The organism is Mammaliicoccus sp. N-M50 (genome assembly GCF_022386995.1).
GTDB lineage: Bacteria > Bacillota > Bacilli > Staphylococcales > Staphylococcaceae > Mammaliicoccus > Mammaliicoccus sciuri_A.
On sequence record NZ_JAJNJA010000008.1, the window covers coordinates 43159 to 58354 of the forward strand.

At 31.9% G+C, this 15196-nt stretch carries 14 protein-coding genes; 8 read left to right on the top strand and 6 right to left on the bottom strand.

The annotated features are described in order from the left end of the window. Positions 1–18: 18 nt before the first annotated feature. The 3 genes from LQ622_RS12190 to LQ622_RS12200 are packed head-to-tail and all read left to right on the top strand — an operon-like array spanning position 19 to position 2315. Positions 19–1050 carry a zinc-binding dehydrogenase gene (locus LQ622_RS12190; protein ID WP_159315949.1) on the top strand — a complete coding sequence of 344 codons (1032 nt, stop codon included), beginning with the start codon at positions 19–21 and terminating at the stop codon, positions 1048–1050. A gap of 42 nt (positions 1051–1092) precedes the next feature. Further along, positions 1093–1251, top strand: a complete 159-nt coding sequence (locus LQ622_RS12195) for a hypothetical protein (protein WP_088592136.1) — start codon at positions 1093–1095, stop codon at positions 1249–1251. Between the two features lie 26 nt (positions 1252–1277). Then, the gene (locus tag LQ622_RS12200; RefSeq protein WP_239775273.1) at positions 1278–2315 is read left to right on the top strand and encodes a galactitol-1-phosphate 5-dehydrogenase; all 1038 of its coding nucleotides are present in this window, start codon (positions 1278–1280) and stop codon (positions 2313–2315) included. A 533-nt stretch (positions 2316–2848) separates the two neighbouring features. On the opposite strand, the gene LQ622_RS12205 is transcribed toward LQ622_RS12200, so the two are convergent. Then, a complete protein-coding gene (locus tag LQ622_RS12205; RefSeq protein ID WP_239775274.1) occupies positions 2849–3730 on the bottom strand; it encodes a nuclease-related domain-containing protein in 882 nt (293 codons plus the stop codon). Between the two features lie 156 nt (positions 3731–3886). On the opposite strand from LQ622_RS12205, the gene LQ622_RS12210 reads away from it, so the two are divergent. Further along, positions 3887–4471 carry a LysE family translocator gene (locus LQ622_RS12210; RefSeq protein ID WP_204259048.1) on the top strand — a complete coding sequence of 195 codons (585 nt, stop codon included), beginning with the start codon at positions 3887–3889 and terminating at the stop codon, positions 4469–4471. A 176-nt stretch (positions 4472–4647) separates the two neighbouring features. Here LQ622_RS12210 and LQ622_RS12215 read toward each other — a convergent pair whose 3' ends face one another. After that, positions 4648–6291, bottom strand: coding sequence for an alpha-keto acid decarboxylase family protein (locus LQ622_RS12215; RefSeq protein WP_239775276.1), 1644 nt, complete (start codon positions 6289–6291; stop codon positions 4648–4650). 214 nt (positions 6292–6505) lie between these two features. Between LQ622_RS12215 and LQ622_RS12220 the strand changes: the two genes are divergently transcribed. After that, on the top strand, positions 6506–6952 hold the full coding sequence (locus tag LQ622_RS12220) for a MarR family winged helix-turn-helix transcriptional regulator (RefSeq protein ID WP_107590482.1): 447 nt from the start codon (positions 6506–6508) through the stop codon (positions 6950–6952). Between the two features lie 56 nt (positions 6953–7008). On the opposite strand, the gene LQ622_RS12225 is transcribed toward LQ622_RS12220, so the two are convergent. Both LQ622_RS12225 and LQ622_RS12230 read right to left on the bottom strand, forming a co-directional pair. Continuing rightward, the gene (locus LQ622_RS12225) at positions 7009–7230 is read right to left on the bottom strand and encodes a hypothetical protein (RefSeq protein WP_107577695.1); all 222 of its coding nucleotides are present in this window, start codon (positions 7228–7230) and stop codon (positions 7009–7011) included. A gap of 7 nt (positions 7231–7237) precedes the next feature. Continuing rightward, positions 7238–8413 carry a DUF418 domain-containing protein gene (locus LQ622_RS12230; protein ID WP_239775278.1) on the bottom strand — a complete coding sequence of 392 codons (1176 nt, stop codon included), beginning with the start codon at positions 8411–8413 and terminating at the stop codon, positions 7238–7240. Between the two features lie 134 nt (positions 8414–8547). Between LQ622_RS12230 and LQ622_RS12235 the strand changes: the two genes are divergently transcribed. From LQ622_RS12235 to LQ622_RS12245, 3 genes are read left to right on the top strand one after another with little or no spacing between them, the layout of a single operon-like run. After that, a complete protein-coding gene (locus LQ622_RS12235; protein WP_159315957.1) occupies positions 8548–9207 on the top strand; it encodes a response regulator transcription factor in 660 nt (219 codons plus the stop codon). Positions 9208–9211: 4 nt separating this feature from the next. Next, positions 9212–10675 (top strand): sensor histidine kinase, encoded by a 1464-nt coding sequence (locus LQ622_RS12240; RefSeq protein WP_037590492.1) that lies wholly within the window; start codon positions 9212–9214, stop codon positions 10673–10675. A gap of 13 nt (positions 10676–10688) precedes the next feature. Continuing rightward, entirely contained in the window at positions 10689–11042 is a 354-nt protein-coding gene (locus LQ622_RS12245) for a hypothetical protein (RefSeq protein ID WP_239762253.1), read from the top strand. Between the two features lie 640 nt (positions 11043–11682). Here LQ622_RS12245 and LQ622_RS12250 read toward each other — a convergent pair. Then, positions 11683–14121: an LPXTG cell wall anchor domain-containing protein gene (locus LQ622_RS12250; RefSeq protein ID WP_239775280.1), complete on the bottom strand. Its 2439-nt coding sequence runs from the start codon at positions 14119–14121 to the stop codon at positions 11683–11685. Positions 14122–14416: 295 nt separating this feature from the next. Beyond that, the gene (gene yidC / locus LQ622_RS12255; protein WP_037590155.1) at positions 14417–15175 is read right to left on the bottom strand and encodes a membrane protein insertase YidC; all 759 of its coding nucleotides are present in this window, start codon (positions 15173–15175) and stop codon (positions 14417–14419) included. Positions 15176–15196: the final 21 nt, after the last annotated feature.

Consider the following 15196-nt stretch of genomic DNA (forward strand, 5'->3'; position numbering starts at 1 on the left):
TTAAGGGGATGACTTTAAATGAAAGCATTAGTAAAAACAGCACCTGGTTTTGGTAATTTAGAAATTTTAGATAAAGAAATTCCAGAACCAAATGAAAATGAGATAAAAATAAAAGTTCATTATGCCGGTATTTGTGGTACAGATGTCCACACATATGAAGGTCATTACAATGTAAACTTCCCTGTAACACTTGGCCATGAATTTTCTGGAGAAATCGTTGAGCTTGGTGATAAAGTTGAAGGATTCGAAATTGGTGATCGTGTAACGTCTGAAACAACATATTATATTTGTGGTGAATGTGAATACTGTCAATCAGGAGACTACAATTTATGTAATCATCGTAAAGGTTTAGGTACGCAACAAAACGGTGGCTTCACACAATATCTTGTAGCAAGAGCAGCAAGTGTTCACAAGTTACCTGACAATGTTTCTTATAAAGCCGCTTCTATGACTGAACCACTTGCTTGTGCACATCACGCAGTGTCTAAAATTGAAATTAATCAAGGTGATACTGTAGTTGTTATGGGACCAGGTCCAATTGGCCTACTCGTTGCACAAGTCGTTAAAAGTAAAGGTGGCAAAGTCGTTATAACTGGTTTAGATAACGATAAAGCACGTTTAGCAAAAGCAGAAGAATTAAATTTAGATCATGTTGTGAATATTCAACATACAGACTTAAAAGAATATGTTAATAACATTACAGACGGATACGGTGCAGATGTTGTATTAGAATGTTCAGGCGCTGTACCTGCTGCTAAACAAGGTCTTGATCTATTACGCAAAAAAGGTCTATATGTTCAAGTTGGTATTTTTAAAGATCCAGAAATACCTTTTGATTTAGAAAAAATCGTTCAAAAAGAAATTAGAGTTGTTGGTAGTAGAAGTCAGAAACCTGCCGATTGGGAACCATCATTACAACTCATGAGTACTGGACAAGTAAATGCAGAAGCACTTGTTACTGCTGAGCTTGATATTACTGAATGGGATGAAGGTTACAATCACATTAAAGGCGGCGAAGGTATTAAAGTATTACTTCGCCCTATCGAATAAAACAAATAATCTTTTAAAAGATAAAAAAGGAGAATGTTGATTATGGTTGAACACATGTTAGATTTTATGCTTGGGCCAATGAGAGGTATTACACAATTCTATATGGATAATTTACTCGTATGTAATAGTGCTGTCTTCTTAAGTTATTTCGGTTCTAAACTTTTCAAGAAGAAGAAAGTGACTTCAGAACAAACCTCATAATATAAATAGAGGGGAGGATAATACTTTTGAAAGCCTTAAATTTATATGGTATTGAAGATTTAAGATTTGAAGAAACAGCTGTACCAAAGATAGATGCACCGAATGATGTCATTATTAAAGTTAAAGCAACAGGTATCTGTGGATCAGATACCTCCCGCTACAAAAAGCTTGGACCTTACAAACAAGGTATGACGTTCGGACATGAATTTTCAGGAATTATTGAGGAAGTTGGTAGCGACGTATCGAGGTTAAATGTCGGAGATGCTGTAACAGGATGCCCCGCTGTCGTATGCCATCAATGCCATTACTGTGAAAAAGGTGAATACTCACGTTGTGAAAATTTATATGTGATTGGATCATATGAACCTGGTTGTTTTGCAGAATATGTGAAACTCCCAGCAAGCAATGTACTTAAAGTACCAGACAATGTAGATTTAGATACTGCAGCAATGGTCGAACCTTCTGCAGTCGTTGCACATGGATTTTACAGAACACGTATGAAGCCGGGTGCTACTGTAGCAGTCATGGGATGTGGTAGCATCGGATTACTAGCCATTCAATGGTCGAAAATATTCGGAGCTGCTAAAATTATCGCAATAGATATTGATGATCATAAGTTAGAAATCGCTAAGGAACTCGGCGCGGATTATACGATTAATTCTAAAGAAACAGACTTAGATGAGGCTATATCTGCAATACCTGAAAAAATTGATGTTGCTGTTGAATCAGCAGGATCACCGTTTACGATAGGACAAGTACTTACCTTACCAACTAAAGGTGGCGAAGTCTTACTATTAGGTATTCCATATTCAGATATCGAGATTCAACGTCAACATTTCGAAAAGATATTAAGAAATGAGCTTAATGTTATAGGTTCATGGAACGGTTTATCCGCCCCATTCCCAGGAGAAGAATGGGCAGCTACATTACATTATATGTCTACAGGAGAAATTGATGTAAAACCCATTATCTCCGATGTACTTCCTTTATCAAAAGGACCAGAAACATTTGATAACTTAGTAAACAGAAAGAAACAGTACGATAAAGTAATCTTCCACCCATAAATAAACATAACCATATATCAATATTATCTTAAGAAGGAACAGGGGCGCACATGGTGCACCCCTGTTTTTTGGTTGGGGATTGGTGGGTGATAATAAAAGTACGGCCCCTATTTATCTTGTTTGGTCAGTCTTGATAAATACAAGGCCCCTATTTATCTTGTTTGGCCAGTCTTGATAAATACGAGCTGCCTATTTATCTTGTTTGCTCAGTCTTGATAAATACAAGGCCCCTATTTATCTTGTTTGGTCAGTCTTGATAAATACGAGACGCCTATTTATCTTGTTTGCTCAGTCTTGATAAATACGAGACGCCTATTTATCTTGTTTGGCCAGTCTTGATAAATACGAGGTCCCTATTTATCTTGTTTGGCCAGTCTTGATAAATACAACGCGCCTATTTATCTTGTTTGCTCAGTCTTGATAAATACGAGGTCCCTATTTATCTTGTTTGGCCAGTCTTGATAAATACGAGGTCCCTATTTATCTTGTTTGGCCAGTCTTGATAAATACACTTCAAAACTTAAAGATGATACTTATTTATTATCAAGATAATATTTCTTTGTCTTCTTATTTATAAACCTAAAATTTTTATCAAGCACCCTTCTAATAGTTAAACTATTCTCCACCCCACACCATTTTTGAGCTTCTGATAAAGTAAAAGGCTCCCCTTTGCAGATATAGAATTCCATTAAATTATACAAGTACAATTTATTTCTACTAATTTCAACGTGACAGAATTTACAACGTAGATATTTCTTTCGTTCTTCTACCTCCACTGTATTCAATCTCTTACATTTCGGGCATTTCAACCCTGATTTTATACTAGCTATTGGGACTTTTTTAATGTTGTTATAAAGATGTGAAAAGTCACTATGCTCTTGTTGAAACATATGTAAGATATTAGCATTTTCTATAGTATGATTATTTTTGAACATATATTTAAGTTTGTGTAATTCTGTTGGTAATAGGATATTGAATTGATTAGGCATTGTACCTTTTAAAGTAAATTTGGGGTTTGAAAAAATAAGATAGGAATGTAAGGGTTTGTTGATATTCAAATGAGATATTAAATGATTCAATTCATGATTGGCTCGTCGCAGTTGCTGAAAAGGTGTATAAAACATGTTTCCAAATTCGTTCATAAGCTGACCATCTTTAATCGTATAATCTCCGGAATAATGTTTAACCTCAAAGTGACATATAGCATCATCCGTTACAATTAAGAAATCAATTTGAACGCGATTTTTGTGACTAATATGAAAATCATATAAATAATGAAGATCTGGATATTCATCAAGAATATCTTTAATGAAAAGTTCACCCTCCAGACCTTTAATATAGTTCCTCGTATCTTCATCAAGTTTATCTTGAATGATACGATTTTTGAGAGCCAGTAAGTATGTTTGACTGTTCATCGATGCACCTCCATAATTCTTTACAATTATTATAGAGAATGCGCAGGAAAAGATAAACTAAAATATTCTCTTTCTCTCCCCCACCACCAACCATTTACAATCACTTCTTCTATCGATACAATACTCTCAATAGTTAAATTTGAAGGGGCGTTTTATATGACTTTATTATCTATGACGATTTATGCGATTGTTTCTAGTTTCACGCCTGGACCTAATAACATTATGTCATTATATTATTCTAAACAAACTGGTCTACGAGGTACAGTAAGATTCTGTATCGGTGTTGCGCTTGGCTTCTTTTTATTACTACTCGTATCTAATTTCTTTAGTTCTGCTTTGTATCACCTATTCCCTAAAATACAATTATATATGAAGATTTTCGGGGCAATTTATTTACTTTATTTAGCATACAAAATTGGAACGAGTAAAGGTACGGATGCTCAATCATTTAGTAACAGATACAATAATATTAAATTTGGCATGTTGTTACAGTTCGTAAATCCTAAAGGTGTGATTTATGCGTTAAGTGTTGTGGCAGCATTTATAACGCCAAACTTTGAACACTTCTCTATCCAAATCATCTTAATTACATATTTAGCGCTCATCGGATTTCTTTCCTCGTTCAGTTGGAGTGTCTTTGGTTCAATCTTTAAAAAGTTTATTAATCAACATGAATTAGCATTTAATCTCATAATGGCACTACTTCTCGTTTATACTGCCTTCTCCATCCTCTTCACATAAAAAAAATGGGAGCGTGGACAGAAATCTAATTTAGATAAAAAGATTTCGTAGTCCCGCCCCGGCAAGGATGACTAGAGTTGAAAAAAGCTTGCTACAAGCGCATTTTCAATTCAGTCATCTACTGCCAAGATACTAAAAGAGTCAGAGACGTTACATTATGTCCCTGACTTTTTGTATTAACTATTTTGTTTTGAGAATGCTTGTCCGATTGCGTCTAGTTTTTCTGGTGCGTCTGATACGCCCATTTTAACTTCTATGAAATGCATTTGATTTGGTTCGTTGTTAATTTTTAAGAATACATTTTCTAAATCGGCAGATGTTTCTACATCGTGTACGGCCACTTTATCTTTACCGCCAAATACGGCTGGTAACATTTTGTAGTCCCACATTTGAATATCATTATATACTTGGTGTTCGCCGTGGATTTTTCTTTCAACTGTGTATCCATCATTATTAATAACAAAAATAACAGGTTTAAGGTCGTTTCTAATCATTGTTGATATATCTTGTGCTGTTAATTGTAATGAACCATCACCGATTAATAATATATTTCTTCTATATAAATTAGACATTTGTGTACCGATTGTTGCTGGTAATGTATAACCGATTGATCCCCATAATGGTTGTCCAATAAATGTATTGTCTTTATATAAGTTAAGGTCATACGCACCGAAGAATGAAGTACCTTGTTCTGCTAAGATGATATCATCTAATCCGATAAAATCTTGCATCATTTTAAAGTAAGTTTCTTGTGTAAGCGGCGCATTATCAACTGTGTAATCACCTTTTTCAGGACGATTATTTTCTGGGAAATGTGCTTCATTTTTATATTCAATATCAAGTAATCCGTTCATTAAACTTGGTAATGTATATTCTGATGAAGTTGTATCATTTAATTTGAAATCTAAGTGATTGATCATCACGACATCATCAATATCAAATCCATATGAATAACCTGCAGTTGCTGAATCTGTTAATTTAGCACCAATATTTAAAATAGCATCACTGTTATCTACATAATTTCTAATCTCTTCTTCTGCAATACTACCATCATAAATGCCCATATAATAACGACTTTCTTCATTAAATGCACCTTTACCTAAAGAAAGTTGTGCAACTGGAATTTGTGTTTGTTCAACAAAGCGTTCTAATTCATCATGTAATTTAAAGCTATTAATTTCATGTCCAGTAATGATAACTGGTTGCTGTGCTGTTTTTAATTTTTGTTGTACCATTTCAATGTAATGTGAAACATCTTGATTAATCATTTCTGCTGGTTTAAAGTCTTCTTCAACTTCAATTTCTGCTTGTGCTACATCGATTGGTAAATGTATATGAACAGGTCTTTTTTCAGCTAATGCTGCATTAATTAATCTTGGAATTTCAGTCTGAGCATTTTCTACTGTTATATAACCTTGAGCTGTTGTGATTTCTTTAAACATTTTTCTATAACTATCAAACTTACCTTCACCTAATGAATGGTGAACATATTTACCCGCTTCTTCAACAACTGTTGTTGGTGCACCTGTAATAGCTATTACTGGCACGCGTTCTGCATATGATCCGGCAATACCATTAACTGCACTTAGTTCACCAACGCCAAATGTAGTGACCATTGCGCTGATACCATTCATTCTTGCATATCCATCAGCAGCATAACTTGCATTTAATTCATTCGTATTGCCTATCCATTCCATATCTTCTCTGCTTACAATATCGTCTAAAAATGCTAAATTAAAATCTCCAGGAACACCAAATACTTTTTCTACTCCTACTGTACTTAATGAATCCATTAAATATTCCCCGACACGTTTTTTCATATCCGATTCTCCTTTTCTATTTTTACGAATCAATTTAAGTCAATATAGTTGACCTATTAATGTAAAAAATAAACGTTTGATTAAATATCAAATGTTTAATAATCCCTATAACAATTCTTAGTATATACCTACTTTTAAATTAAGTCAACATCATTGACCTAAAAATGAATTTTTAACAACTATCCTTTATAATAGTTGAAAAGGAGTCGACACGATGGATAATAAAAACAATTATGATCATATGCTTTTTTATTTCGCATACAAAACATTTATCAATACAGCTGACGATATTATTAAAAACCATGGCATGAATAGACAACATCACAGATTTTTATTTTTTATAGATCAAATGCCAGGTATAACAATTAAAGATTTATTAGATACACTTGAAATATCTAAACAAGCTTCTCACGCCTCTTTAAAAAAATTAAAAGAGAAAAAATTAATTAGATATGTAGACTCTGACAATGATAGACGTGTGAAACATTTATACCCTACTGAAGAAGGTAGTGCATTAGTTCATAAATTGAACCAAGCGCAAAATGAATTATTACAGAAAACGTTTGAAGAAGCTGGTACAGAGTGGCATGATTTTATGGAACACCTTGCAAGTATGAAAAGTGGATTTAAAAATGTTAAGTCTATTAAACCGAAAGAATAGCAATCAAAAATGGGAGCTGGACAACACGTCCGGCTCCCTTTCTTAATATATTTAAACTAATCTCTTTGTTCATATGTGCGCAATGAACTATAAACGACAATGCAGATGAAATATAAAATAACAATGATGATGAAACTATATGGCACACGTTCTAAATAGAACCAACTTAAATGCATATTTGTAAATTGATTAAGCTGCTGAATGACATATCTTGCGACTAATAGCCCTGAAAATACGACAAATAATATGCGTGCGACTTTCTTAACAATTTCAATCATTATTATTTCATCTCCTCTTCCCTACTTTAATTTTCCAATGTGTAAACATTCGAAGTATATATTCTAACGGACCATATCGCCAATGCTTTTGATACCATGTTGCGAAAAGCATTTGTAATACATAAATTAATATAAAACTAATACTCGTTACTAAGAGTATATCTTTACCGAATAATCCTAATCCATAGCCATATAGAATGAGTGTTCCGATAATACTTTGTAAAATATACATCGATAAAGACATTTTACCGAGACTTTCAAATCCTCTAAATATTAAGTTTTGTTGATGCGTTTGATATAAATATTTAAATAAACAAATATAGCTGATGGCCAACAATATACCAAATATCATGGCAATACTCTCTGCTGCATTTTCATTCGATAACCATAAATAAGAGGACTTTCCTAATATCCATACTGGTATTAAATATATAAACCATTTTGAAATGTTTTGATCTTTAATAAGTTTTTCAAACCATTTATATTTTGATAAACATATACCTAAAGTAAAATACGGAACTTCTATAAACAGAATCATTACAAATAACCATCCCATATTATCGCCAAGCATTGCTTTTAATTGCATGAATTTCGGATCTTGTATGTTGTCATCCGCTTCACGAATATCCCAATAACTACCTTCACTAAATAATGTTTTAACTTCATGCACATACGAAGCTTTATCACTCGTTTCTATAATAGGAGCTGAAGTATCAAATAAAGAGCCAACCGACATTGCTAATATGAACCCAAATCCAATAATCGTCACCCATTTAAAAAATTTATGATTCAATGAAATGAACGGAATCACGATTAACATCGATAGTGCATAACCAAATAAGATATCTCCTTCCCATATAAAATAAGCATGTAAACTACCTAATATTAATAAGAATATGGCTCTTCTTAACAGCTTAATTCTCGGACGTTTAACTTGTTTACTTTTCATAGATTGATAGAGCTTATCTAAAGAAAAACCAAATAAAATCGCAAATATGGGCATAAAGCTGCCTTCAAATATAATCTTGATAATATGATAAATTGTTTGATTCAAACCACTTAAATGATACTGTTCTATGTATAATTGGCCTGTTAAACCAAATTGAAAAATTAATAAATTGGCCATAAATATGCCAAATAAACTAAATCCTCTTAGTGCATCGGCAACTTCTATTCTGTTCATTCTATTCACCTCACATATTATATTAACAAGTTAAAATAAAATCTGACTTATATAAACCTTAAATCTGACTTAATTTTACATATACGTGTAGATACATATAAAATGAAAATATACAATAATATAGAGGTGTAAAAATGACTGCCAAAATATTAATAGTAGAAGATGATTTAGATATACAAACATTGATAAAAATATCCTTATCGAATAAACAATTAGGTGACATATATTTAGCAAGCGACAAACCAGAAGCTGAAGCAAAATTAAAAGCCCATCACTTTGATGTTGTGTTGCTTGATTTAAACTTAAAATCAGAAAACGGCTATGAACTCGTGAAATATATTAAACATGAAGATACTAAACTTATTATCGTTACAGCGAAAGATTCTGATTTAGATGTTTATAAAGGATTTGAAAATGGTGCTGTAGATTATGTTAAGAAACCATTTGATCCTATTGAACTTGCTTATCGCGTTTCCGTACATATAAAAAATATTAATACGCATCACAATAAGAATTTGAAAGTCAATCTTGATACAACTGATGTCATCACAAATAACAAGAAGGCTAATCTAACATCAAGAGAATATGACCTTCTCGCTTATTTCATTAAAAATAAAAACCAAGTTTTAACAAAGAGTCAACTATACGAACGTGTATGGGGTTATTCAGTTAGTGTGGACGACAATACATTAATGGTTCACATTCGAACATTACGCAAAAAAATAGAAGATGACCCGAATAATCCTCAACTTATACAGACAGTTCGAGGCAAAGGTTACATATATAGAGGTTAATGAAATGAATAAAAGATTCACATGGAAATTCACGAAATATATTTTTATTTTTCTTACGATTACTTTTATTATAGGTGTTATTGGCATCTGGCTTTTCTTTACAAATGTTATAAAAATTTCTTATTCCGATTTAGATGATGTTGATGATTTTTATATGGATTTTTCAATATCAAATGAAGAAAACGGTTATAAATTAAATGATGATTTAAAACAAAAATTAAAAGACAATCATGTTCAGTTGTATATTATCGATAAAAATGCCAATGTCCTTTATCCTAAAAAACAAATGAATTTGAAAAATAAAATTGTTGAAAACTTATATAATACACAAGCCATTCCATTTCGTAGTGATGACTATAGTGTTATATTAATTTATCCAAAATCACATAGACATGCTATTCAATCAACAGAAAATATTGATACAAAGAAATTGATAAGTAGCTTGTATATCAATAATTACAATAAATATTATCATGTCGAAAAGGATAATCAATTAACATTTATAGATAATCCTGCTTATCATAAAGTAGAATATACTGATGAGTTTAATGACATTGAAAATAAGACATTTAAATTTTTAGCACTATCTTATTTATTATTGATTATACTCAACATGATTTTAGTAATCATTTTCGCATTTATCATATCGAAAAGACTTTCTAAGCCATTGTTCTTCTATACTGATTGGATAGAAAATCTTTCTAAAGGTAAATTGTTTAAGCCAAGCTCTAAACACTACAACAAAAGAAGCAAAAAATTATTTAAAGAACTGAATGATTCTGTAGAAAGCTTAAACTTACAACTGACTGAAGATAAAATCTACCAAAATCAAATTAATTACTATCGCGAGAAATGGCTTAATCAGCTATCTCATGATTTAAAATCACCTTTAACATCTATTTATGGTTACGCCAAACTATTATCATCAGAAGAAATAGACACTAAGAAATATGCGATTTTAATTTCAGATAAAGCTGCTTATATGACTGAATTGATTGATAGTTTAAACAATAACTTCAGATATGAAACAGATCAAATGACCATTCATAAAGAATCATTCGATATTACAGAAACGTTAAAGCAGCTGAGAAGAACGATACAATATGACAAGCTTGAAATTATCAATGAATTAACAGAACAAAAATTTTATGGCAATAAACTATATTTTGAACGTATGATGATGAACCTTATAGATAATAGTATCGATCATAATAAATGTAACCCAAACATCGAAATCAACATTAAGAATATAAATGAAGGTTTAGAAATTAACTACAAAGATGACGGTGTTGGCATAAGCAAGACGACAGAGAAACACATGCTTCATTCAAATTACACAACAAAAGACAACAAAGAAGGACACGGTATCGGTTCAACAATCATCATGGATTGCATCACATTTCATAACGGAACCTTTAAAATTATGCCCTCTACAAAAGGTGTAAACTTCAAAATCCATTTAAATTAAGGAGCTGAGAAGAATGAAGGAGAAATTGTTTTATAGTGTGACGTATGGATTGTATATGATTTCAATTCTTTTATTAACCCAACTTATTATCTTCAACAAAGTGGATTTAGCGTCATTAATTGGTTCAATAATCGGAATTTCACTAGTTATGCCACTAGTTTTAGCAAGTGATATATATAAAAAAGAAAAATACAATATCTTTACTAAAGAATATTTAATACTATTTAGCTCATTAATTATCGCATTCATCTTAATAAGATTATTCGTTGCTCCCGATTACAGAATATATCCTATGATGGTGATTGTTGTTATCTTGATTACATATGAATTCATTAAGAGAAGAAAGAAAAAGAAGCTCGAGAATTGAGCTTCAAGTGTTTAAGTCACTAGACAAATTGTATTTTTTCATGATATTCTATAATCAAATAAAGGTAACGTGCTGGAACACGTTACCTCAACAAGCCCGTTTAAGTGACGGTGACTGCATATAATTAATTTAATAACCTTCTATACATGTCAAAGCGAATAGAAGGTTATTTTTTTTGTCTTTTATTAATTACAATGACTACTTCAATAAACATTAGTACTAATATACTCATGCTTATTTTGAGTTGCATTGCAATTTCAATAGAAAACAAAGGCTATCCTCCTTTCTAAAGATTGTTTAAATACCTTCATAGGCATCAACCTCCTTAGATTGGATTAGCCACCATCTACCCAACTTGCTTGTGACATCATTATACCATTATATGTTTTTCTAATTCTATAAAAAATACATAAAATTTTAACGAACTTATATCTATAAAATTACTAATAATTTATTTATAATAGAGTTATAAGCCCGTTTAAGTGACGGTAGCTGTATAATTATTTTTAAATAACCATTAACTAGCTAAAGTTGTGATGATTATTTTTTATGTTTTTTATTCATAAAAAGACGCTCAAAAATTGAGCGTCTTTTTTGTATAATCGTTAGTCTTTATTTGCAATTAAGGCCAACATTTACTTTATTTTTGTTTTTTTCTAAAGAATAGTAATACAGATCCAATTGCTAATAATAATAGTATACTTGCTGTTGTTATTATTGGATGATTTTGTATGACTTCACCTGTATTAGGCAATATTCCATCTTTATCACCTTTTTTTTGTTTTTGTTGTGTTTTGTCAGATGTTACTGTCATATTTCCATCTTTTTCAGTATTATTTTTAGCTTGATCTTTATTTACATTTTCTTCACTTGATTTACCTGATTTTGCTTCTTCTTTATTTTGAGCTTCTGGTGTTTGTTTTTCATGTGTTGGGTTATCTGGTGTTGGATTATCTGGCTCTGGTTTGTCTGGATTTGGATTATCCGGTTTTGGGTTATCTGATTTTGGATTATCCGGTGTTGGGTTATCTGGTTTTGGATTGTCCGGTTTCGGATTGTCTGGTTTTGGATTATCTGGTTTTGGCTCATCCGGTTTCGGATTATCTGGTTTTGGATTGTCCGGTTTCGGTTTATCTGGTTTTGGTTCATCCGGTGTTGGGTTATCTGGTTTCGGTTTATCTGGTTTTGGTTCATCTGGTGTTGGATTATCCGGTGTTGGATTGTCCGGTGTTGGATTATCTGGTTTTGGATTATCTGGTTTTGGTTCATCCGGTTTCGGATTGTCCGGTGTTGGATTATCTGGTTTCGGATTATCCGGTGTTGGATTATCTGGTTTCGGATTATCTGGTTTTGGTTCATCCGGTTTTGGGTTATCTGGTTTTGGCTCATCCGGTTTCGGATTATCTGGTTTTGGTTCATCCGGTGTCGGATTATCTGGTTTCGGTTTATCCGGTGTTGGATTATCTGGTTTTGGATTGTCCGGTGTTGGATTATCTGGTTTCGGTTTATCTGGTTTTGGCTCATCCGGTGTTGGGTTATCTGGTTTTGGCTCATCCGGTGTTGGGTTATCTGGTTTTGGCTCATCCGGTTTCGGATTGTCCGGTGTTGGGTTATCTGGTTTTGGTTCATCCGGTTTCGGATTGTCCGGTGTTGGGTTATCTGGATCTGGGTTGTCTGGTTCTGGTTTATCTGGATCTGGCTTGTCTGGTTCTGGCTTGTCTGGATCCGGCTTGTCTGGTTCTGGTTTATCTGGATCCGGATTGTCCGGTGTTGGGTTATCTGGATTGTCCGGTGTTGGGTTATCTGGTTCTGGATCTTTAATGTTCACAACAGTCAAATTAATTTCTTTATCTTTTTCAAAATCTAATACAACCTTACTAGGAAAATCAGCTTCATTAATTTTATATCCATCTGGAATTTTAGTCTCTTTAAGCGTGTGTGTTCCACCTTTAATATTTTCAAAAACTAACGTCCCATTTGAATCAGTCGTTCCTTTACCAACTACTTCTCCATCTAAATTAACTAATTCAAATTCTGCACCTTCAAGTGGTTTTGAATTTCCTTTTTCATCATTTCCAACTTTAGAAATCACTACTTTACCACTATATTTTGCTAAATCTCCTTCTGCCTTACCGCCAGAGTTAATATTCTGAACAACAGCATTAGAATGCTCTATTATTTGTTTTTCATTTTTATCTATATATGTAACTGATGATTGATTTTCAAATGATTTCAATGAATTATCAGTGATCTTTGTTGAATAATAGACAATTAATTCATTGTAACTAGGTGTGTTGAACCTAATATTTATCGTTTTATTGGTAACATCAACATTTCCTAATCCAGCATTTTCAAATTCTTCAACTGTATAAAATCTTGGTTGTGCTTCATTTACTTGTTTTACCGATAATTGCAAGCTATCTTTATTTAATTCCATACCGCTTCCAATATTATCAGATATTAAAGCTGGATCATTTCCTCTAAAATAATCTTGCTTGTTATTGAATCTTATTGCCCATTGTATATTATTTACGTCATCTGGGAGTATCTGTCCGGTTTTATGAAATATCTCTTCCGATTTTCCTCCTGCAGAAGACCCATTATTTACAGTTATCACTTTAGTGATATTTGTATTTCCAAAATCTAAGTCAACTTTATGTGATCCTTCTTCTGATTTATTTATTTCTGCTTCAAAGAAGAATTCTCCTCTAATATTATCTAATTTTTCTACATTGTCATTAAAAGTACAATTAACAGAATTATTAGATACCTGACATGTACCAAGTTCTGTACCCTCAGAATTTTTCAAAGAAATTGCTGAATTAAATCCTAATAATTCCTTCGGGAGCAAAACTGATAAAGTATCGTTTGGTGAAATTTTAGTACCATTTCCGGCAAAGGTTACGGATATTTTAGTTCTTTCTCTATGTGAAAATTCACCATTAGAACCATCTAGTTTAGTAACATTGATGTCTTTAATAACATGGTTCGTTAAGTCCTTTGCTTGAACTTGATTGTTAAAACTAAAAATTTGTGTAAAAAGTAATAAAAACATAATTATAATTGAAACTTTCCTCATATTAACCTCCTAATTTTTGTATATTTTTGGTTATTATACCATTATTTATCGAAAATAAAAATATTTTATAAACAAAATTGTTTGAAAAATATTTATATTATAGAAATTAGTTAGCTTTATCTAAAAGTTTATTTACTAATAATAAAATATAGTATTTCTATAAAAATAGTCACCTTTAATTCAATATACAAACATTTTATAAAAATTGATTATTCTTTTAACCCTGTCTAAAAAGTCATTAAAAAATGCCACTAAAGTCATAGACTTTAGCGGCATATCGAGCATCTTTTATTATTTATGAACTTGTTTGAAGTTCGTCTTCGTGATAATTAAAGTACTTATTAGATATATATTGTTGAACGATAAGTACGATCGCACTTGCACTCCAATATAATGGCAGTGCTGCTGGTGTGCTCATACTCACAATAAATATCATAATTGGACTTATATACATGATGTATTTCATTTGTCCATTTGATTCTTCTGGTAAATATTTTGTGGATAAATATGCTTGTAATAAATAGAGTGCTCCGGCAATCAGTGCCATAAATATATTTGGTGTACCTAGGTTAAACCAAGCGAAACTATGGCTTGCAAGTGCATCATTATGAGATATTGCAAAGTACAACGCCATTAGTATCGGCATCTGTATAATCATTGGTAAACATCCCATACCTAAAGGATTTATACCATGTTCTTTATATAAAGCCATCATTTCTTGGCTATATTGTGCACGTTCTTGTTCATCTTTAGCTGATTTCATCTTCTCATTAATTTCATCCATTTGTGGTTTTATTTTCTTCATTTTAAATTGCATTTTCTTCTGTCCTTTAAAAGAACGCAACATAAACGGCATAACAATTAGTCTTACACATATAGTAACGATGATAATGCCAATTCCGTAACTATTATTAAAGAATGATGCAAAGAATTTAATCAAATAAATGAATGGTTCTACTAATGAATTATAAAATACACCACCTTCTTGTGGTGCACATCCACTTAGTAATATCGATACTGCTAAAAATGCTAAAACTGTATATAATTTTTTCAAAATTTCTCCTCCAATATATTA

Bases quoted from the DNA above. Each gene is read 5' to 3' on its own strand.
- LQ622_RS12210 (WP_204259048.1), top strand. From the start codon at position 3,887: ATGACTTTATTATCTATGACGATTTATGCGATTGTTTCTAGTTTCACG.
- LQ622_RS12230 (WP_239775278.1), bottom strand. From the start codon at position 8,413: ATGAACAGAATAGAAGTTGCCGATGCACTAAGAGGATTTAGTTTATTT.
- LQ622_RS12190 (WP_159315949.1), top strand. From the start codon at position 19: ATGAAAGCATTAGTAAAAACAGCACCTGGTTTTGGTAATTTAGAAATT.
- LQ622_RS12250 (WP_239775280.1), bottom strand. From the start codon at position 14,121: ATGAGGAAAGTTTCAATTATAATTATGTTTTTATTACTTTTTACACAA.
- LQ622_RS12195 (WP_088592136.1), top strand. From the start codon at position 1,093: ATGGTTGAACACATGTTAGATTTTATGCTTGGGCCAATGAGAGGTATT.
- LQ622_RS12245 (WP_239762253.1), top strand. From the start codon at position 10,689: ATGAAGGAGAAATTGTTTTATAGTGTGACGTATGGATTGTATATGATT.
- LQ622_RS12235 (WP_159315957.1), top strand. From the start codon at position 8,548: ATGACTGCCAAAATATTAATAGTAGAAGATGATTTAGATATACAAACA.
- LQ622_RS12240 (WP_037590492.1), top strand. From the start codon at position 9,212: ATGAATAAAAGATTCACATGGAAATTCACGAAATATATTTTTATTTTT.
- LQ622_RS12215 (WP_239775276.1), bottom strand. From the start codon at position 6,291: ATGAAAAAACGTGTCGGGGAATATTTAATGGATTCATTAAGTACAGTA.
- LQ622_RS12205 (WP_239775274.1), bottom strand. From the start codon at position 3,730: ATGAACAGTCAAACATACTTACTGGCTCTCAAAAATCGTATCATTCAA.
- LQ622_RS12220 (WP_107590482.1), top strand. From the start codon at position 6,506: ATGGATAATAAAAACAATTATGATCATATGCTTTTTTATTTCGCATAC.
- LQ622_RS12225 (WP_107577695.1), bottom strand. From the start codon at position 7,230: ATGATTGAAATTGTTAAGAAAGTCGCACGCATATTATTTGTCGTATTT.